The 19,024-nt window shown below is 69.0% G+C and carries 16 protein-coding genes and 1 pseudogene; 8 read left to right on the top strand and 9 right to left on the bottom strand.

What is annotated here, in order from left to right; translation table 11 throughout:
- Nucleotides 1-371: 371 nt before the first annotated feature.
- Nucleotides 372-866, top strand: a complete 495-nt coding sequence (locus ABD333_RS18615) for a hypothetical protein (protein WP_344542490.1) — start codon at nt 372-374, stop codon at nt 864-866.
- Between the two features lie 357 nt (nt 867-1,223).
- Here the strand turns inward: ABD333_RS18615 and ABD333_RS18610 are convergent, their stop codons facing one another.
- Nucleotides 1,224-1,763 carry an SgcJ/EcaC family oxidoreductase gene (locus tag ABD333_RS18610; protein ID WP_344542488.1) on the bottom strand — a complete coding sequence of 180 codons (540 nt, stop codon included), beginning with the start codon at nt 1,761-1,763 and terminating at the stop codon, nt 1,224-1,226.
- A gap of 16 nt (nt 1,764-1,779) precedes the next feature.
- Nucleotides 1,780-2,769 carry a sigma-70 family RNA polymerase sigma factor gene (locus ABD333_RS18605; protein ID WP_425546919.1) on the bottom strand — a complete coding sequence of 330 codons (990 nt, stop codon included), beginning with the start codon at nt 2,767-2,769 and terminating at the stop codon, nt 1,780-1,782.
- Between the two features lie 453 nt (nt 2,770-3,222).
- Between ABD333_RS18605 and ABD333_RS18600 the strand changes: the two are divergent.
- Together ABD333_RS18600 and ABD333_RS18595 are read left to right on the top strand one after the other, a co-directional pair.
- Nucleotides 3,223-3,513: pseudogene (locus ABD333_RS18600) on the top strand (VOC family protein); the annotation flags it as partial.
- A 275-nt stretch (nt 3,514-3,788) separates the two neighbouring features.
- Complete coding sequence (locus ABD333_RS18595) at nt 3,789-4,172, top strand: VOC family protein (protein WP_344542484.1); 384 nt, start codon at nt 3,789-3,791, stop codon at nt 4,170-4,172.
- A gap of 321 nt (nt 4,173-4,493) precedes the next feature.
- Here the strand turns inward: ABD333_RS18595 and pdxR are convergent, their stop codons facing one another.
- A complete protein-coding gene (gene pdxR, locus ABD333_RS18590; RefSeq protein WP_344542482.1) occupies nt 4,494-5,861 on the bottom strand; it encodes a MocR-like pyridoxine biosynthesis transcription factor PdxR in 1,368 nt (455 codons plus the stop codon).
- Between the two features lie 123 nt (nt 5,862-5,984).
- On the opposite strand from pdxR, the gene ABD333_RS18585 reads away from it, so the two are divergent.
- The 4 genes from ABD333_RS18585 (at nt 5,985) to ABD333_RS18570 (ending at nt 11,031) form a co-directional block, all read left to right on the top strand.
- Nucleotides 5,985-7,106 (top strand): MFS transporter, encoded by a 1,122-nt coding sequence (locus ABD333_RS18585; RefSeq protein ID WP_344542481.1) that lies wholly within the window; start codon nt 5,985-5,987, stop codon nt 7,104-7,106.
- Nucleotides 7,103-7,747, top strand: coding sequence for an HAD family hydrolase (locus ABD333_RS18580; protein ID WP_344542479.1), 645 nt, complete (start codon nt 7,103-7,105; stop codon nt 7,745-7,747). Before ABD333_RS18585 ends, ABD333_RS18580 begins: the two co-directional genes overlap by 4 nt.
- Nucleotides 7,748-8,485: 738 nt before the next feature.
- Entirely contained in the window at nt 8,486-9,787 is a 1,302-nt protein-coding gene (locus ABD333_RS18575; RefSeq protein ID WP_344542477.1) for a tetratricopeptide repeat protein, read from the top strand.
- A gap of 140 nt (nt 9,788-9,927) precedes the next feature.
- A complete protein-coding gene (locus ABD333_RS18570; protein WP_344542475.1) occupies nt 9,928-11,031 on the top strand; it encodes an endonuclease/exonuclease/phosphatase family protein in 1,104 nt (367 codons plus the stop codon).
- Nucleotides 11,032-11,286: 255 nt separating this feature from the next.
- Here the strand turns inward: ABD333_RS18570 and ABD333_RS18565 are convergent, their stop codons facing one another.
- The 3 genes from ABD333_RS18565 to ABD333_RS18555 form a co-directional block, all read right to left on the bottom strand.
- The gene (locus ABD333_RS18565; protein WP_344542474.1) at nt 11,287-12,729 is read right to left on the bottom strand and encodes an APC family permease; all 1,443 of its coding nucleotides are present in this window, start codon (nt 12,727-12,729) and stop codon (nt 11,287-11,289) included.
- Nucleotides 12,726-13,535 (bottom strand): carbon-nitrogen hydrolase family protein, encoded by an 810-nt coding sequence (locus ABD333_RS18560; protein WP_344542472.1) that lies wholly within the window; start codon nt 13,533-13,535, stop codon nt 12,726-12,728. Before ABD333_RS18560 ends, ABD333_RS18565 begins: the two co-directional genes overlap by 4 nt.
- 308 nt (nt 13,536-13,843) lie before the next feature.
- Entirely contained in the window at nt 13,844-14,974 is a 1,131-nt protein-coding gene (locus ABD333_RS18555) for an outer membrane protein assembly factor BamB family protein (protein ID WP_344542470.1), read from the bottom strand.
- A gap of 582 nt (nt 14,975-15,556) precedes the next feature.
- On the opposite strand from ABD333_RS18555, the gene ABD333_RS18550 reads away from it, so the two are divergent.
- Nucleotides 15,557-16,285, top strand: a complete 729-nt coding sequence (locus tag ABD333_RS18550) for a LolA-like protein (RefSeq protein ID WP_344542468.1) — start codon at nt 15,557-15,559, stop codon at nt 16,283-16,285.
- Nucleotide 16,286: 1 nt separating this feature from the next.
- Here ABD333_RS18550 and ABD333_RS18545 read toward each other — a convergent pair whose 3' ends face one another.
- The 3 genes from ABD333_RS18545 to ABD333_RS18535 form a co-directional block, all read right to left on the bottom strand.
- Nucleotides 16,287-17,144 (bottom strand): FAD binding domain-containing protein, encoded by an 858-nt coding sequence (locus ABD333_RS18545; protein WP_344542466.1) that lies wholly within the window; start codon nt 17,142-17,144, stop codon nt 16,287-16,289.
- 100 nt (nt 17,145-17,244) lie between these two features.
- Nucleotides 17,245-17,568, bottom strand: a complete 324-nt coding sequence (locus tag ABD333_RS18540) for a hypothetical protein (RefSeq protein WP_344542464.1) — start codon at nt 17,566-17,568, stop codon at nt 17,245-17,247.
- Between the two features lie 164 nt (nt 17,569-17,732).
- The gene (locus tag ABD333_RS18535; protein ID WP_344542463.1) at nt 17,733-18,959 is read right to left on the bottom strand and encodes an erythromycin esterase family protein; all 1,227 of its coding nucleotides are present in this window, start codon (nt 18,957-18,959) and stop codon (nt 17,733-17,735) included.
- Nucleotides 18,960-19,024 lie beyond the last annotated feature (65 nt).

Raw genomic sequence — 19,024 nt, 5'->3', positions numbered from 1 at the left:
TCCACACACCCCCGCCCCCCGACACCCACCCTGGCCGGCCCGATCCCCCCGCGCCCGCCCTTCCACAAGCCACGCAGACCCGACACCGCCCCACCGCCCACCGCACGACCGCGGCCCAGCCCGCTAGACAGCGCAGCACCTCCAGCGCGGCCAAGCCGGGCCAGCCCTCGCCACGCCCGCCTCAGCCGCAGACTCATCCGCCGGCAAACCGTGAGCCCAACGCTGGAAGCGAAGGCATGGCTTTGCCGGCGAGAACCGGGCCGACCCTCACGTCATAAACGATGTCGTCTATTGACCTGGGTTGGCCCATGGCTATGTTTACGACATCGTTTATTAGTGCCGGATGACTGGAGCGCATCATGCCAAGGCAGATGATCTACCGGTACGGCGAAGACCGCCTATCCGAAGCCAAAGTCGAAGGCTGGTTCGACCCCGACCGGGCCCAGGCATTCGTCGAAGCCAACACCGTTACCGACGACGATTACGCCCAATGGGAGCGCACGGGCAGGGGCAGCATCCGCGGAGTCCGCGAGACCCTTTTTCACACCGATTCTGGACAGTGGGTCCTGCACCGGCATCACCTGGGTCCCAGCGACTGCTCACCATCGACCTGGGAGCTCCTCCCGACCGACCACCAGGCCGTCGACTGGCTCACGCGTAACGGCTACACCGAAGCGGTAACACGACTTCTTCCCGATCTACCCGCCGAAACAGGCCCAGGCAGACCCGAGATCGGTGGCCGCGTCCAGGTACGCCTTGGAGACCTACTGCCGCAGGTAGACCAGTACGCCGACCGGCACGGCATCTCCCGTGCCGAAGCCGTGCGAACCTTGATCTCTGCCGGGCTGGAACACTCCGGCAGCTGACGCAACCCAGCGATCAGGAACCGGTCTGCACCGCCCCAGCACACGGTCTCGGTCCAAGTGCCCGACGTGCGCGCCGAAGGCGCGGAGGCGCACGATCTGCTCGAAGCTCCGCTGGGCCGACGACGAACTGCGCGCCCGCCATGCCCGGCTGCTGACCCAGGGCTCGCCGAACACGCACCGGGCCGTGGCCGCCAGAGCCAGCCTTGGAACGCCTGGCCGCGCGGGTCGTGACTGGCAACGCCGCGGCGGTGCGGCGGCTGCTCGCCGCCTGTTCCCAGACGTGACGGAGCCGCTGCTGCTCGGGGCGCTGGGCGACGGGCAGCCGAACGTCCCGGGGCTCGCTTCGCGCCGCGCGGCTCACCGCACAGGCGCCAGCACCGGGCTGTTGTGATAGGCGGCGATCAGCCACTGGCCGTCCCGCTTCTCGAAGACCCAGGTCGCGTTCACCTTGCGCGAGTCGTCCGGGATCTCGGTCTCGCCGGGGAACAGGATGGCCGATTCGCTGATGACGATCGCGGCGTCCCCGCCGACGAAGCGGATGCTGAGCTGCTTGTTGTGGGTCGAGCTGCCCTTGAGCGGCCCTTCGAAACCCAAGGCCATGTTCTGACGAATCACGTCCCGGCTGTCGCGGAGCGAACCGGTCATGATGGCGGTCGCGTCCTCGGTGTAGTCGGCGACCATGCCGTCGGCGTCGCCGGCCTGCCACGCCTTGTAGGAATCGGCCAGCACGGCCTGGATCGCGGCCTTGTCCGCTGCACGACTGTTCGACATCAGGTTCTCCCTCGTGAACGGTCCGCCCGGGTAAGTCCGGCGAACTCGCCCATACATACCGGCGGCGGAGCCCAAACTCATCGCGCCCGCGGTCAGAACTTTCGAGACGTGCTCGCCGGAGAACAAGCACCCCCTCACCCGGCTAGGAACCCCCGGCCTTGGCGACCCCCTGGGCGTCGAGTGCGACCGCGAGACCGAAAGCCGTGAAGACCTCGGACTCCTGGAACACCGAGTTCCGGCTGATGCCCTCTGCGGTGACGGTGAAGATCTGGAGCGTGTGCAGCTCGTATCCGTCACCGACGCGCCGGTAGGCGGCGAATCCGGGCTGGCCGCCGTTGGCCGTGACCTCCTTCAGCAGCCAATCCCTCCCTGCCGCCTCGAAGACCCATTCCATGAACAGGCCGTAGTTGCCGCGGCCGGAGAACCAGTTGAGCATCGGCGGCATCTCCATGAGCACATCCTCGGTGAGCAGCCGCTTGAGGCCCTCGACGTCGGCGAGCTCGAACGCCTTCATGTAACGCTCGACCCAGGCGCGCTGCTCGGCCGTGGACGGCTCGCTGACCCGTTCCTGCCGAACCCCGACCTCCCGCAGGCGGGTCCGCGCCCGCTGCAGGGAACTGTTCACCGACACCACGGTGGTGCCGAGGATCTCCGCCGTCTCCGACGCCGAGAAGCCGAGCACCTCACGCAGGATCAGCGCACCGCGCTGACGCGCCGACAGGTGCTGCAAGGCAGAGGCGAACGCCAGGCGCAGGCTGCCGCGGTCGATCACGACCCCAGCCGGATCGCCCGCGTCCAGCGACGAGTCCGGCAGGGGCTGCAGCCAGGCGGCGTGCTCTGCCTGGACGAGCGGCCCGCGCGGATCCGAGGCGGCCACCAGCCCCGACGGCAGCGGCCGGCGACCGCGAACCTCCAGGGCGGTCAGACAGGCGTTCGTCGCGATCCGGTAGAGCCAGGTGCGCAGTGAGCTGCGGGTCTCGTCGTACTGCTCCCGCGCCCGCCACGCCCTCAGGTAAATGTCCTGGACCAGGTCCTCTGCGTCGTGAGCCGAGCCAAGCATCCGGTAGCAGTACGCCAGCAGCTCCATCCGGAAGGGCTCGATCCGACGATCCAAGCCCTCTTCCTCCGTCACACTCCCCCCTCCGTCCCCGCCACCACCACGATATCTGCCGTATGTGGTAACAGTCCGCATGGGTTGATAGACCGCAACGTGGTTGTAAACGGGCCGCCGCGACCAACCAACCGGCTCTACTGAAGGACCCGGCCCACACGTGATCCCAGCCGGGTCTTCTCCTGCTCCAGATACCGCTTCACCTGCGAGAGGCCCTCGATCACGATCGCCGTCCTGCTCATCTGGCTCCGCGCCTGATCCAAGGAACAGGCTCTAGCGGTGTGCCGCGATCCAGGAAGCAGGCTGACGAGATCAAGGCGGCTTGACGCAGGGCTGGAGGCCAAAGGCCTGGTCTTCAACGAGGACAGACCAGAATCGTTCACTTCCGTGAGGAGGTCTCGTGCCCCCGAGTCCCAGACCCCGTCCACTGGCACAGGCACGGCGTAGAACCGCGATGGCTCGGCAGACGATGCCCGGCGTGCCTGGCGGTTTTACGGCGACGTGTTCGGCTGGCGCCAGGACACCGTGTACACCGACGAGCCACAGGCGGGGGCGGCCCGCGGCGAGATCGTCGACCGCGACGACGAACTGCGGCATCCGCGGCTGGTCATTCGGGTCGACGACCTCGACCAGATGATCGAGAGGATCACCTCCGCCGGCGGGCAGATCACCGTCGGGCGAACGGAGATTCCCGAGATCGGCATGGTCTACGCCTCCTTCGTGGACACCGAAGGAAACGCCCTGAACATCGTGGGCGACCTATAAGTCCCGCCCGCCATGGCCCGGACCTCGGCTCCGCGCCGTCCAGGGCAGGGGCTGGGCGCTGACCTGATTGGTGAAAGGCCAGACGACCTGTAGGACGTCGACCTAACGGCTGATCTTGGTTGCCGAGGTGGTCAGTAGTGGTTGGCAGGCGTGAAGTGAGCGGACGCGCAGGATTCTGGAGGTCAAAGCAAAGGGCACCGCGCCGCGATCGCGCCCAGGCAGTTGCCGCACCCTACGTCGGCCCAGGTCAGCGTCCATGTCCTAGCCTGTCAGGCATGCACATGTTTCCCCGCATCATCGTGTCCGACCCGGACCATGCGTCGGCGTTCTACAAGGACACCCTTGGCGCTGAAGAAGTGTTCCGTGCTCCCCCACTCGACGATGGCCGCCCCTCCGTCATTGATCATCGCGTTGGTGATTCGTCCCTCAGGATCTCGCCGGCCGTCTCCGAGTGGGGGTGGCTCGCACCTGGTGATATTGGCGGCTCCCCGGTCCTCCTCGAAGTCGAGGTCGACGACCCGGACGGCATCGGCGAACGCATGAGCGCCCGCGGCGCCGAGGTCATCGTGCCGATCGAGAACCGGCCCTACGGCAAGCGCTCAGGCCGCATCCGTGACCCATTCGGCCACCTGTGGATCATCACAGGCGACCTTCGTTGAGCCAACCCGCGCCCTGCCCTTACGCCTGAGCCCGGGGAAAGCGCCGTGTCCGCTGACACAGGTGGAGTCCGCTTCGCCTTGCAAGCACCGTTAGCGAAGATCAGAACTTAAAAGACAAGGTCAGTGCCTGCCTGAGAACGCTGATCTTTGATTGGGCGGCAGGAGGTTCGGGTGCGCCGGGGCACGCGTGCGAAAGGTGTGAGGGTTTCACCAGCCCCGAGCCGACGCACACCCCCGGTTCCCGCGCAACCGCAGGCGTGTCGACACGGCGAAAGGGAGGGCGGGCGAGACTTCGGGAATCTGGTGATCTGAGTGGCGATCTCAATGCGGCCGCGGGAAGAGGCTGGCGAAGGTCGTGGCCAGGGCGTCCAGCGCCGGGGTGTAGGCGTGGTCGGGGGGACGGCCGTAGCCGATGATGACGCCCTGGGGAGTGCGGGGCAGTTCGCTGCGGTCGGACAGGTAGCCGAGGGCGAGTCCGCGGGCCTGGGCGATGGTCTGGACATCGGTCTCGGTGGGGCCGTCCGGGGAGAGGGGGATGAGGGCGTGCAGGCCGGCCGCGATGCCGGTCAGTGTGATCGGCAGGTCAGCCAGGCGGCTGCGGAGCCGGTCGCGTCGGCGCAGGTAGCGCTGGCGGGAGGCGCGGATGTGACGGTCGTAGGCGTGGCGGGTGATCAGGTCGGCGAGGGTGAGCTGGCCCAGGTTCTCGGTGTGGTGGTCGGTGTGCGCTCTGGCGTCGGCGATCGGGTCGATCAGGCGGTGCGGCAGCACCATCCAGCCGATCCGCAGCGCCGGGCCGAGGGTCTTGGACGTCGTGCCCAGGTAAGCGACGTGGTCGGGGGCGGCGCCCTGCAGCGCACCGACGGGCTTGCGGTCGTAGCGGAACTCGGCGTCGTAGTCGTTCTCGATGATCAGGCCGCAGGTCGAGCGAGCCCAGTCCAGCAGGGTGCGCCGCCGGTCGGGATGCAGGGTGTGGCCGATCGGGTACTGGTGTGCAGGGGTGACCTCCACCGCGTTCGCGCCCAGGCCGGTCAGCAGGTCGGTACGGGCTCCGCGGTCGTCGACCGGTAGCGAGATCACCCGTGCGCCGGTGCGGCGGATCGCCTCGCGGTGCATCGAGACGCCGGGGTCCTCCATCGCGAACGTTCCGCCGATGACCGCGGTGAGCAGCGTCAGGCCATGCAGGTACCCATTGGTGATCACGATGGTGTCCGGATGGGCGGACACGCCGCGGGCGCGTCCCAGGTATCCGGCCAGCGCGGCCCGCAGTTCCGGACGTCCTCGCGGGTCGCCGTAGCTGAACGCCTCGGCCGGAGCCGCGGCCACGGCGCGCCGTGACGACTCCAGCCACGCCGCCGCTGGGAACGCCGATGCGTCCGGACTCCCGGGACGGAGGTCGTGCCGTGGCCGCTCCACGGCCGCGGGCACCGCCGTGGGCGCCGGAGCGGTCTGTGGCCGCAGTGCCACCACGGTGCCCGAGCCCTGCCGCGCGGTGAGGTATCCCTCGGCGATCAGTTGGTCGTAGGCCGCCCGCACCGTTCCCCGGGACAGGTCCAGATCCTCGGCGAGCCTGCGGGTCGCCGGCAGCCGCATCCCGGTCGCCAGCCGCCCCGACCGCACCGCCTCCCGCAGCGCCCGCTCCAGACCCGTGCGCAGCCCGTCGCCGGCGTCCAGGTCCAGATGCAGATCCATCCCGCAATTGGGCCACTCGTCCACCATGGAAATGGATCTTATCGGCGGCCCAATCACCTTTCTAAGGTCGTCCGGGTGACCATGGTTCAACCTGCGCGAGCGACCTCACGCACGACCGTCGGGATGCTCGCGACGGCCTACGGGCTGACGATCGCGAACCTCTACTACTGCCAGCCCCTCCTGCCGGAGATCTCTCGCTCCCTGGGCGCGCACGCCGTCGACCATCTGATCGCCGTCGGGCAGCTCGGCTATGCCCTCGCGCTGGTCCTCATCGTCCCGCTGGGCGACATCGTCCCTCGTCGTCCTCTCGTGGCGGTCCTGCTGTGCGTCAACGCCACGGCCCTCGCCCTGACCGGCGTCGCCGACAGCGCCGGCGTCCTGCTGGCCGCCGGGGGACTCATCGGACTCACCGCCGCCGCTGTCGTGAACACCCTGATCCCTTACGCCGCCACCCTGGTCGCGCCCGAGGAACGCGGCCGTCCCATGGCCACGATGCTCACCGGCGGTCTCACCGGCATCCTGCTGTCGCGTACGGTCGCCGGTCTGGTGTCGCAGGTCGCCGGGTGGAGGGCCTTGTTCGCGGCAGCGGCGGTCCTCACCCTGGTCCTGGCCGTCGTGCTCACCCGCACCATGCCGCCCGCCCCGCCCGATCTGGCCCTTGCCTACCGGGCCCAGCTGCTCGCCATCGTCCGGCTGGGAGCCGCCCACCGCCTGCTGCGCCGGCGCTCTCTCATCGGGGCCTGCTCCTTCGCCGCCTTCGGCGTGTTCTGGTCGACGGTCGCCTTCCGCCTGGCCGAACCGCCCTACCAGTACGGACCGGCCCGGATCGGACTGCTAGCCCTGGCCGGCGCCGCCGGAGTGCTCGCCGCCCGCCTCGTCGGCCGGGCCGCCCCCGACCGACTAGGTCACCTTCGGCCCACCCGGGCGGTCCTGGTCGTCGGGGTCGCGTCCTTTGCCGCCCTGTGGCTCGGCGGCCGTCACCTGGCTTGGCTCCTCATAGGACTCCTGGCCCTGGACGCCGCCGTGAACGCCACCCACCTGTTGAACATGCGTGTCGTCTACGGCATCCAAGACGCCCGAGCCCGCCTCGCCACGGTCTACATGACCACCTACACACTCGGCGGCGTCATCGGCGCGGCCACCGGATCCACCGCCTATGCGACAGGCGGCTGGACCGCGACCTGCCTGCTCGGCGCGGTCTTCCTCACCATCGCCCTCGCCCTGACCCGGACGGAGAACCCGTGAAACCACAGCTGATCATCTTCGACAACGACGGTGTCCTCGTTGACAGCGAGCCCACCGCACACCGCGTCCTGTCGGGCTACCTGACAGAGCTGGGCTTCCCCTTCACCCTGGAAGAGTCCTACCGGTACTTCCTCGGCAACGCCGCCCGCACTGTCCACACGGTCGTAGCCGAACGCTACGGCGGCACGCTTCCCGCCGACTTCACCGCCCGCTGCCACGATCGGGTGTTCACCGCCTTCCGTCAGGGGCTGAACGCCGTCCAAGGTGCCTTCACCGTCTTGGCCGAGCTACGGCGCCGCGAAATTCCCTACTGCCTGGCGTCCTCCTCCGACCACGCCTGGATCGATCTCACCCTCGGCCAGACGGGCCTGCGCCCCCTCCTGCCACCCGGCGCGGTCTTCAGCGCCCAGGACGTCGGCGGCATCGGCAAACCCGCGCCCGACCTGTTCCTCCACGCCGCCGCCACGTTCGGCGCCGACCCGCGTGACTGCCTGGTCGTCGAGGACAGTCCCAACGGCGTCCGTGCCGCCAAAGTCGCCGAGATGCCTGTCCTCGGCTACACCGCCGGCAAGCTCACCGAAGCCACCTCACTCATCACACACCTGACCGACCTCCTCGACCACCTCGAACACGACCGCTGAACCCTGCCAGACCACCCCGCAGGCCAACGACCGCACAACGGCGAAATCCCGTCAGCGCCAGTAGCCGATCAATCCAGCGCCCCTGTCCGACACGGCCGACTTGAACGAGATGGATTCCCGACGAGAAGCAGGGGTGGTCTCGATTACGCCGCCGAGCCAGTTGGGTCGACGATCTGTCGTGTAGCGAGCAGTACGCCGAACCCATGCCGTCGGAGCATGAACATCGCGCGGGAGATCCGGAATTCGCTGGGTCCCGGGAATTCGCAGACACCCGAGTGGAGATCGTGGACTTCGCCGCGCCGCTTCGTCTGCGTTTTCCTCTAGCCATCTCGCATAGCCGATCTACTCTTCAAGGGCGTTAAGGCGGCTTCTCGGCGGCGTCGAGGGGCTGGGTACCAGCGGTGCTTGCGGAACCAGTTCGCGGAGATGTGCGGTCGTCGTCGATGATGCGCGGTGTGCGGGGGTTGTCCTTGCTCTGGGCACGGCGCTTGGTGCCGCTTGCTGGTGGATCAACGCTGCCCCGCACCGAGGTGTGCCCCATCCGCTCCTTGAGGCTCGCCGGCCATGCCGGGGGCCGGGCGTATTGGAGATCGCATACGGCGCCACAACAGGCTTCCGTCCTCAGTGGAGGCCGCCACACAGGTCCGGTCACAGCCGGGTCACAGCTTTGGGCACCGTGCTGTGACCGTCCGTTGGCTAGAAAGTTGCGGGTGGACGAGATCACCAAGGGAGAAGGCCATGGCTGCTGACGGAGAATGGGGTCGGCGTTCGCTGTTGCGGGGCGCCGCCGTGGTGGCCGGTGCCGCCGCGACCACGCCTTTGCTGGGGAAGGCGGCCACGGCGCGAGCCGGCGTTAGTGACGCGGACGCGCTGTTCAAGGCCGGGAAGTTCGAGCAGGCAGGCCGCGCGTATGAGGAGATCCTCAAAACAGATCCCACGAATCTGCACGCGGCCCGCCGACGCGGCTATGTCGGGCTACTGGGCAACAGGTTCGCCGAGGCTGAGAAGTATCTCAAGATGGCCCTCCGGCTGGCCCCCGACGACAATGACGCCAACTACTTCCTGGCCGATTGCTACATCCGGCAAGACAAATTCTCCCTGTCCGCACCACACTGGCAGGCAACCGGCAGCGAAGCCTACACCAAATGGTTTGCGGCAATCCGCGGTGAGGCGTATCAGGTGCACGGCGACGTCGCGCGGGTGCCGTTCCAGCAATTGGATCCGATGCCTCTGGTAGAGGCCTCGGTCAACGGCGGACCGCCGAAGCGCTTCACGTTCTACACCGGCGCCCCGAACCTGAGCGTGACCTCGACGGTGGCCAAGGAAGCCGGGCTGAGCCCCGTCGCCAGCGAGAAGGTCGATTACGAGAACGGCTTCGTCTGGGCGCACTACGGGATACTGGATTCATTCAAGCTGGGCGGCATCGAACTGCGCAATGTCCCCGTGGGCTGGTGGTCGACGGAGTCGGGCGACGATGTCGACGCCGAAGGCGACGGCATGATCGGCACGTGGCTCTTCTACCACCTGCTGACCACGTTCGACTACGCGGGCCGCTCGCTGGTCCTGCGCCGCCGCACACCCGAAACGGCCAGGAACGCACGCGCCGCCGCCGCCCGGGCGGGCGCCAAGCCCCTGCCGCTATGGCTGGCGCGTGAGCAATATGTGCACAGCAGAGGCAGCATCGCCGGCTCCGGCCCACGGGTGGTGGGTGTGAACTTCGGAGGAAGGGGCGGCGAGAGCGCCGCGGTCGTGTTCGGGGAAACGGCCGAGCAGTTGCAGATCCGCACCGACTACGACCGCCCGATCGAGACATTTGCCCAGAGCCATCCAGCCGTCACCTACCCCTGTTATCCGAAGGAAATCCGCCTCGGCGACGCCGTCGCCAAGGAGATCTACTGCGAGGCGAACCCGAAAGCCGCGCTCGCCCCCCTCGGATTCGACGTGCCGGCCGCCTTCTTCCACTCCTTCCACAAGCCCTACAACGTGACGCTCGACTTCACTGACATGAAGCTCTATATCGCTCGCGGCAAGGCCACCTGACCACTGCGGGAGCTCCCTGAGGCTCTCCTACGACCGCGAGGTAAGGGCGTACCAGACGCCCATCGTTGCCCCCGTATATATGCCGACCCCACCCAGAACCGGAGGATGCAGAAGTGACCGGCAGTGAACGAGGACAGACGATGGCGCAGGTCGACACGATCGAGACCGGGCAGGGCGACGCCGACACCCAGGACACCGGCTCCGGGACCCGCCGGGGTACCGGCTCCGGGACCTGGCGTGCGGGCTTCCGCCGGGCGATCTCTTTCGGCTCCCAGCCGGAACCCTGGAAGCGCGGCCTGGTGTTCGCGGCACTGGCGCTCCTGCTGGGCCTGGTCATGCTGCTGCACGCGTACATCCCGAACCGCATCGGCAACCTGGGCAGCCTGGTGGAAACGTTCCTGCCGTGGTTCGGCCTGTTCATCCCGGTGCTGCTGGCCGGGGCGCTGTGGCGCCGTTCCACCTCCGCGGTGGCCGCGCTGCTGCTGCCGGTCGTGGTGTGGCTGAGCCTCTTCGGCGGGCTGCTCAGCGACAAGTCCCACCCGGGCGGCGACTTCACCGTGGCCAGCCACAACGTCGGCGCCGACAACCCCGACCCAGTCGGCACCGCCCGCGACCTGGCCGCCTCCGGGGCGGACGTGCTGGCGCTGCAGGAGCTGACCCAGCAGGCCCGGGGCACCTACGAGAAGGAACTCGCGGCGACCTACCCACATCACACGGTGCAGGGCACGGTCGGGCTCTGGAGCAAGCTGCCGCTGTCGGACACCCGGCCGGTCGACACCAAGATTGACGTCGGGCCGCTGGCGGACACCAAGCCGATCGACGTCAAGATGGCCTACGCTCGGGCGCTGCGTACCACGGTGGCCACCGACCGCGGACCGCTGGCGGTGTATGTGGCCCACCTGGGTTCTGTACGGGTGAACCCCAGGGCGGGCTTTGGGACGGGCCACCGCGACAGAAACGCCCAGGCGCTCGGCGAGGCCATCGCCGCCGAGAAGAACGAGCGGGTGGTGCTGCTCGGCGACCTGAACGGCACCGTGGACGACCGCGCGTTCGCCGGCATCACCTCACGGATGCGCTCGGTCCAGGACGCGGCCGGGAACGGCTTCGGCTTCAGCTGGCCGGCGTCCTTCCCGGTGGCGCGGATCGACCAGATCCTGGTCAAAGGCATGGAGCCGAAAAGCTCGCGAGTGCTGCCGGCCACGGGGAGCGATCACCTGCCGGTGGCGGCCGGAATCAGCTGGTGAACGCCGGTGCCGCACCGGAACCAGAACCCGCCACAGGATCCGGCTCGCCGCCCTCATGCCAGGCGGTGACTCACCGCCTCGTGGCAGGCGTGGTTTGTGTCCGGGGCAGCCGTTCGGGTGGCCGGGACAGCCATGCAGGCAGGCGGCTGATGTGGTCGGCAAGGCGGATTGAGGGCTGTGCAGCTTGGCATGCGGCGGTTGGTCGGGCGGGGGTTCAGGTGGCGGGTGAGGGTGGTGATGTGCGGCTGCGGCTCGTCATTGGTGATCAAGGTTGGGGCGCTGGCCGACGATGATTCCTGCTACGAGGGCCGCTGCGGGGATGAGTCCGAGGATGATGCTTACGCCGGTGCTGCCGCCGGTGACGAGCGTGAAGTTCGAGACCACCAGCCACAGGCTCACCGTCAGACCCACCGCGGCCGCCGCGGGCGCGACCAGCGTTGCCCAGCGGCGGCCGGCGCGCAGGGTGGCGTGGCGGCCGAAGAACGCGACGACCGCGACCGATGTCAGCAGCATCAGCAGGACCATGCCGACCGTCGCCACGCCGGCCATCGATCCGAACACGCCGACCAGCGGGTCCAGTCCGGCCAGCGTGAACACGACCACGAGCACCAGCGCGGTGCCGGTCTGCACGACCGAGGAGACCGCGGGTGAACGGTGTCGCGGGTGCACCCGGGCCAGCGGGCGCGGGAAGGAGCCCTTGCCCGCCAGCACGAACTGGTAGCGCGCGACGACGTTGTGGAACGACAGCACGCACGCGAACACGCTTGAGCACAGCAGCACCTGCATGACGTCTCGCAGCACCACGCCGAGGTAGGTGTCGGTGGTGTCCAGAAGCATGTTCCCGCCGTTCGACAGCGCCTGGGTGGCCACGGAGTCCGCCCGGTCCGCGCCCACGCCCTCCACTAGGGCCCAGCAGGAGAACGCGTAGAACACGCCGATGATGAGCACCGCCAGGTAGGTCGCGCGCGGGATCGTGCGTTCGGGGTCGCGGGCCTCGTCCCGGAACACCACGGTGGCCTCGAACCCGATGAAGCCGGTGAGCGCGAACAGCACCGCGATGCCCAGCGGTCCGGAGTCGATCGCGTCCGGGGTGAAGGACGTGCCACCGATGCCCTCCATGCCGCCGCGTACCAAGATCGCTGCGTCCAGGGCGAGCACGATCGACAGCTCAAGTACCAGGGCGACCCCCAGTACCTTGGAACTGAGCTCGATGTGCCGGTAGCCCAGCAGCGCCACCACGCCCACTCCGGCCAGCGCGAACAGCCACCAGGGCAGGTTCGGGCCGCCGTAGTGGGTCACCAGGTCGCCGATCGCCCAGCCGAAGTAGCCGTACATGCCCGCCTGGATCGCGGTGTAGGCGATCAGGGCGACGTACGCGGTGCCCATGCCGAGCCGGCCGCCGAGCCCTCGCGTGACGTACGAGTAGAACGCGCCCGCGTCCGTCACATGCGGGGTCATGGTCGCGAACCCGACCGAGAACACCAGTAGCACCAGCGCCGCGATGAGGAACCCGACCGGTGCGCCCGCGCCGTTGCCATAGCTGATCGCCAGCGGTACGTTCCCGCCGATCACGGTCAGCGGCGCGGCGGCCGCGATCACCATGAACACGATGCCGCCGACGCCGAGGCGGCCGGACAGCCGCTGCGGCCCGCCTTCGTCCGGGGCCGGGCGTGTGGTGTCACGCAGGGGCGAGTTCACGGGCGCTCCTCGTACAAGTCGGGCCTGCGATCGGTGAGATAGGGGTTGTCGGCCTGAGCTCGCGCGACCGCTTCGGGGCTCACGTCGGCGATGAGGAGCTTGGTGCCGTGAACGACGCTGTCGAGGACTTCGCCGGACGGAGCGATGATGCTGCTTCGGCCCACATAGCTGAGCGTGCGTTCGTTGCCCTCGTGGTTGATGTACGCGACGTACACCTGGTTCTCCCACGCGCGGGTGCGGACGACGTTCTCCGCCACGAACTCGAACGGGGTCATCTGCGCGGTGGGCACGGCGATCAGCTGCGCGCCGGCGTCCGCGGCCGCGCGTACCGGCTCGGGGAACTCGACGTCGTAGCAGATGAGCAGCGCGATCTTCAGCCCCGCGTACCGGACGACGCAGACGAGCTCCTCGCCCGGTGCGAAGTATTTGCGGTCGAGATCGGCGAACAGGTGCGTCTTGCGGTAGCGGGCTCGCAGCTGACCATGATCGTCGAGAAAGAAGGCGGTGTTGTAGTAGGTCCCGTCCGCGTACTCGGGAGCGCCCAGGACGATCGCGACTCCTGTGCGGGCCGCGATTTCGGCCGCGCGGGCGCAGAGGTCCTGGCGGGCGAGGCGGTGGACCTCGTCTCCGATGTCGTAGCCGGTGAGGAACAGCTCGGGCGTGATGAGCAGCCGGACGCCCCGTTCGGCGGCCTCGTGCGCGGCGCGGTCGAGTTCGGCCAGGTTGGCCGGGACGTCACCGGGCGTGCCCCGGGTCTGCAAACCCGCGATTCGCACCGACTCCTGCGCCTTCGACGGCTCGCTCATAGCCAGCACTGTCCACCGCGGACAACTCAGGCGGCAAGTGACGAACCGTAAGGCGTGCGCGCCGTTGACGTACGAAGTGTCAACGGCGGCGGCAATTCAGCCACGGATCTCAACGGCCTGCCCGTAGGAAACCGCTCTGCTGAAAGGCCCGGCCACGGTCCGAGTGGCCCGCCCTACTCGGCCCGGGAGAGTCCGGAGGCTGCCTGGTCATGGTCGACGCTGTGGCGCCCGTGCCACGTGGCGATGTGGCGGGGTCGTCGGGAGGTGCTGAGTTTCGGTCTGGCGCGGCTACGGTGACGTGATCGAAGTCAGACGATCAGGACCGCCACTTCGCCGGGCTTGGTAACGAGATCGTCGAAGACGAGCAGCCGTCCAGCGGCGTACCGGACGTAGCTGGACTGGCGCAGGACGTCGTTGATCTGGTGACGCGGTCCCTTGATGTCGTGGCGGGCCACGATCCGGCCGCTGTCGGCGGCCACCTCCACGAGACCGGCGGATCGCCGCTTGGTCCCGGACCGGACGGCCAGGAGGCGTCCGCCCTCGAAGCCGACAGGCGTCAGGAGGCCATCGCGGCTGTGCGGGATCTCCCACTTGCGGCGGCCCGTCGCGAGGTCGAACGCGACGATCGGCGCGTTGCCGGCATCACCTGCCTTGCCGGGTTTGGTGTAGAGGCTGCCGCCTCCCACCACGATGCCCTTGCAGAGCATCCGATCGGAGGGGTCACATTTCACTTCCTGGCTGGTGGGCAAAGGTATCCGCGCCCGTTCGGTCCCCGATTTCGCATCGAGCACCGCGAGGTGCGCGATGCGCCCTCTCGCGCCAACGCCGATCACGGGCGCCGCGGCGAACGCCATCACCTCGCCTTGGAGCTGGTGGCTCCACAGCGCCCGGCCGGTACGCGGGTCGAGACGTTGGACGGTCGCGCGTTCACCCGACGCCGTACGACAAATCCGGTTCGCCAAAAGCATGTCCCCTCCGCCGAAGCCGCTGAAGAAGCAATCACGGCTTCGCTGCGGAGTGCTCCACAGTCGCCGGCCATCCCGGACGGAGAACGCCATGGCGCCCCCGGCCCAGTTAGCCACGACCGCTCCCCCACCGATGAGGGCCTGCACGTAGGAGACGTCCTTGCCCAGCGCCAGCGTCCGCTCCCAGACCTTGACGCCGGTACGCAGGTCGATGACGGCCGTCCGACCGCAGCGTGGGGTGGCCCCGAGCATGACGGCGACCCGTCCGTCAACGTGGTGGGCAGAGAACCCGCAGACATCGGCTAGCGGAACGCTCCATCGCTTGGCGCCGCCATCCTTGGAGTAGCCAGTGACCGCGTCCCGTCCGGCCACCGCCACCACGGCATCGGTGGCCCATACCTTCGGCTTGGCCCACCCCAGAGGCCCGGCCCCGTCACCGACCCCCACGCCACGCCCGTCAAGCCGCAGCAGCACCGACCGACCGCCGCCCTCCGAACTCCCTCCGCAACCGGCAAGGGCCGCGACCAGCGCCGCCCCCATAACCGCGACGCCACGAAAGGGCCGCCCGCTTGATGATCTTCGCTCCCACATCACGGCGTATGACGGTATCCACCCGACTTCCGTTCCACCGCCCCGGGCTCACCCGCGAGTGCCGCAGCATCCGATTGACCCCGCGACCGGCCACCTAACGCGACTCCACCGGCAGCCACCCGCCGTCGCGTGCACCTACCATCCACTGCGGCGTGCGTTCGAGCGCCTTCGCTCGCTCGGACTTGAACCGCCGCGTAAGGATCACGTCCCGAGTATCCGTTGCGGGCGGCTTCATCGGTAGAGCTTGACTCCGTTGTGCAGGACGGCGGAATAGCGGGCCATGGCGTCGGAGAGCCGAACGTAGGCGCGGAGGGTTCCGTTTCCTACGCCGACACTGACGACCTCCAGATCGGAACGGGATGTGAAGTCCCGGCGACCTCACTTGAGGCGGCCCCGGAGGGCTGACCTGACGGGTTTGTGAACCTCGCAGGGCGGTCGCGCGTCTCCGATGCAGAGGTGATCACTATGCCGACTCGTCCGAGCTCGACTTCCGTCCGGGTGGGCGCCCCCGCCGGCGCCTTGGCCGTGGCTCTGGCCTTGGGCGGGTGCAGTTCGGACAAACCGGCCGCGACCGTGACGGTCACCGCGACCCCGGCACCGACCGCCGACCAGATCGCGGCGAAGGCACGCGACGCGTTCGCCAAGGTGCCCAACGTCCGGGTCCGCGGCAAGGTCAAGACCGAGGCGGGCCGGATCACCGTCGACTACAGCATCCAGGGCAAGAACTCCAAGGGCAGGCTCAAGGGTCGTTTGGCCAGCAAGGACGACACCAACACGGAGTTCGTCAGCATCGGTGACAAGCACTACACCAGGAGCCTGGGGATCGGCTGGACCGGCCCCAAGCCGCCCGCCGGTCTCCTGAAGCGGCTCAACAAGCAGTGGACCATGATCCGGGGCAAGGACACGGGCCTCCTCGGAACCCTCCTGACGACCACCACGATGTTCGGGCCCACCGGGCAGCCCCTGTCGTTCGGGCCCGGGCGTGCCTTCGAGGGCAAGCCCGCCCATGACCTCGCCGACGGCAAGGGCACCCACCTGTGGGTCTCCAGCCAGGGCGAGCCCCTGCCCATCGCGGTGACCAACGACAAGTCGCCCGGCGACCGCCTCGACTTCGCCTATGGCCAGGCCGAGAAGATCAAGGCCCCGGCCAATGCCGTCGACATCTCCAAGCAGGGGTCGTTCCGGTTCCCGTGACCTAGGAGGAGCGGTGGTCGTTCCACGCCCACCGCAAGGTCCGGCGCGCGATGACGCCCAAGGCGTGGCGGCGGTACGCGGCGCTGCAGCGAAGGTCGTCCTCGGGGTCGGCGGCCTGGCCGACCAGCCGGGCGAAGTGCTCGACGGTCTCGTCCGGCAGGGGACGGCGGCCCTGCCAGTCGAGTTCGGAGGCCAGGAACCGTTCGGCCGCCGAGGCCGAGCGCGGCGCGGGGACCGCCGCCCCGATGCCGGTGCCGACGCGCCGCCGGCGGGTGTCCAGCACCAGGGCGAACGAGCAGACGGCGGTCACCATGGCGTTGCGGAGCCCGACCTTGGCGAAGTACTGCGGTCCGGTCGCGGCGGGAACGTGCACCGCACGGATCAGCTCGTCGGCGCGCAGCGCCGTACTCCCGTCGGGCCGGTAGAACCGCTCGGCCGCGATCATCCGTGGTCCCGCGGCGGCCGAGGCCACCTCGATGTCCGCCGCGCAGGCCAGCAGGAGAGGATGGCAGACGCCCTTGGTGGCGGCGGTGCCGAGGTTGCCGCCGAGCGTCCCCCGGTTGCGGATCTGCCGGGAACCCACCGTGCGCGCCGCCTGCGCCAGCCCCGGCAGCGGTCCGCCCAGTTCCTCGATGAGCCGGGTGAACGTGACACCGGCGCCGACCCGTACACACTCCCCCGCCGTGTCCCACTCGGTCAGCTCCGAGACCGGGCTCAGGTCCAGCAGCGCTTCCGGGCGGCACCGGCCGGCGTTGACCTCCACCATCACATCGGTGCCTCCGGCCACCGGCAGCGCCCCGGCCTCGGCGGCCCTGACCTCCAGGGCCTGCCGCCAGCCCGGGGCCCGCACGAACTCCACACACGCCGTCTGCCCGCGTCCGGGTCAAACACCGCGAGTCGTTCCCCATCGTTTGGAAAAACCTGGCGAAGGGCCGCGCGGACGGGCGGTCGCGGGTCGTTCAGCCGACCGTGCGCCGCACCTGGTAGCGCACCTGGCCGATGGTGACCTCGCCCTGACGCTCGGCGGTGACGGCGGCTGCACGGAACGCGGCGGCCGTCTGAGGGCGGCCGTCCATCTCCAGGTTGTCGGCGGAGTAGATCAGGTAGTTGCACAGCCAGCGCCGCGCGATGGCCTCGTGCCAGAACTGCGGACCCAGCGCGTGCGGGGCCGCCGCGGGAACGCCGGGGTCGATGCGGAACGCCTGGAAGAGTCCGGCGACTCCGGTGTCGGCTTCGGTCTTGGATTCGGTCTTGGCGGGGGGATCATGGTTGGCGGATGGCATGGTCTCGCATGGTCGGCGCAGGATCAGGGAGCCGGGAGCTCCGCCGGCGCGGTGCACCGGTCGGACACCCAATGTTCTCACCCGCACGGTTGCGCTGCCAGGAACACGCCCCGGTCGTCATCACGATCATGAAGAGACCGGCTGTACTCCTGACCGGCAAGGCTTCAGACGCCGGTGGGCAAAGTCTCCAGTTCGCCCTGCCGCGCCGCTTCGAGGTGGAGCGGCTCCAGGGCCGTCGTCCGACGGAACCAGCAAAGGGCGTCGTAGCGCTCACCGAGCCTGCTGGGCACGTAGTTGCGGTAATCCCGGGTGGGGTCGTACACGACGCCGATGGCCCGGTGCCCCAACGTCGACGTCAGCCATGGGGCATCAGGGCGATCGGAGAAGATGTAGAGCGCGTGCTCGGGAGAGTCGTCGGAGAGGCCGGCCTCCAGGGAGCCCGGCCGCGGCCTCGGCACGGGCATGATCTCCATCGGGTCACCCCAGCGGGAGGCGGCGACCACCTCTCCGGTGCCGCCGGCGAACCCCACGATGACCGTCTGGTCGCGGCCGTGCCGGTCACGGACGAGCTGGCCGAGGTTGACCATCCCCGCGTCCGCCATGGTGGTGGCGCGGGCGTCGCCCACATGCGTGTTGTGCGCCCACACGACGGCGCGGGAGCCGTCGCCGTGGAAGTGCAGAAGGCGGTCGAGGGTGTCGGCCATGTGGATGTCGCGGATGTTCCACGACCGCGGGCCGCCGCCGAGCATGGCGCGGTAGTAGCGGTCGGCTCCGGCGGCGACCTCGGCGTTCTGCAGGACGTTCAGGTCGTCGGCGGGCTTACGGCGCAGGCGGTTCAGGATGGCGAGCACTTCGTCGGTGCAGTCGTCCGGTGCGAACGCGTACAGCTGCGGGTCTTCGTCGTACGGCTCGAAACAGCGGTAGGCGGCCCGCGCCGTCTCCAGATACTCCGGACGATGAGCGCCCAGGTAGTCCATGATCGCGCGGAGCGACTCCCACAGGCTGTAGACGTCCAGACCGTAGAACCCGGCGCCGCCGGGCCGCCCGGCGTTGTGGCCGCGGAGCCAGCGGCAGAAGTTCACCGTCTCCTGGTTGGCCCACATCCAGGTGGGCCAGCGACGGTAGCCGTCGAGCACGTCCCGCGGATCCCGGTCGCCCGCCGTCACGCTGCGGTTGACCTCCCAGCAGTCCGGCCAGTCGCCCTCGACCGCGACGAACGAGAAGCCGTGCTCGGCGATGAGGCGTCTCGTCAGCGCCGCACGCCAGGCGTAGTACTCGTGCGTGCCGTGGCTGGCCTCGCCCAGCAGAACGCACCGGGCGTCACCGATCCGATCCAGCAGCGGGTCGAGGTCGGACTCTTCCTCCAGCGGAAGGGCCATCTCGCGCATCATGTCCTCACCTCCCAGGCGAGGTGAGACTTACCCTCTCCCACCAGCCAAAACACCTGGTCAATGGG

Origin of the sequence: Actinomadura fulvescens (assembly GCF_039533225.1) — a bacterium.
Taxonomy (GTDB): Bacteria; Actinomycetota; Actinomycetes; order Streptosporangiales; family Streptosporangiaceae; genus Spirillospora; species Spirillospora fulvescens.
The sequence above is the reverse complement of the archived record's forward strand: the minus strand, read 5'-3'. Positions and strand labels throughout refer to the sequence as shown.

Bases quoted from the DNA above. Each gene is read 5' to 3' on its own strand.
- ABD333_RS18615 (WP_344542490.1), top strand. From the start codon at position 372: ATGATCTACCGGTACGGCGAAGACCGCCTATCCGAAGCCAAAGTCGAA.
- ABD333_RS18550 (WP_344542468.1), top strand. From the start codon at position 15,557: ATGCCGACTCGTCCGAGCTCGACTTCCGTCCGGGTGGGCGCCCCCGCC.
- ABD333_RS18560 (WP_344542472.1), bottom strand. From the start codon at position 13,535: ATGAGCGAGCCGTCGAAGGCGCAGGAGTCGGTGCGAATCGCGGGTTTG.
- ABD333_RS18535 (WP_344542463.1), bottom strand. From the start codon at position 18,959: ATGATGCGCGAGATGGCCCTTCCGCTGGAGGAAGAGTCCGACCTCGAC.
- ABD333_RS18595 (WP_344542484.1), top strand. From the start codon at position 3,789: ATGCACATGTTTCCCCGCATCATCGTGTCCGACCCGGACCATGCGTCG.
- ABD333_RS18585 (WP_344542481.1), top strand. From the start codon at position 5,985: ATGCTCGCGACGGCCTACGGGCTGACGATCGCGAACCTCTACTACTGC.
- ABD333_RS18570 (WP_344542475.1), top strand. From the start codon at position 9,928: ATGGCGCAGGTCGACACGATCGAGACCGGGCAGGGCGACGCCGACACC.
- ABD333_RS18575 (WP_344542477.1), top strand. From the start codon at position 8,486: ATGGCTGCTGACGGAGAATGGGGTCGGCGTTCGCTGTTGCGGGGCGCC.
- ABD333_RS18540 (WP_344542464.1), bottom strand. From the start codon at position 17,568: ATGCCATCCGCCAACCATGATCCCCCCGCCAAGACCGAATCCAAGACC.
- pdxR (WP_344542482.1), bottom strand. From the start codon at position 5,861: ATGGATCTGCATCTGGACCTGGACGCCGGCGACGGGCTGCGCACGGGT.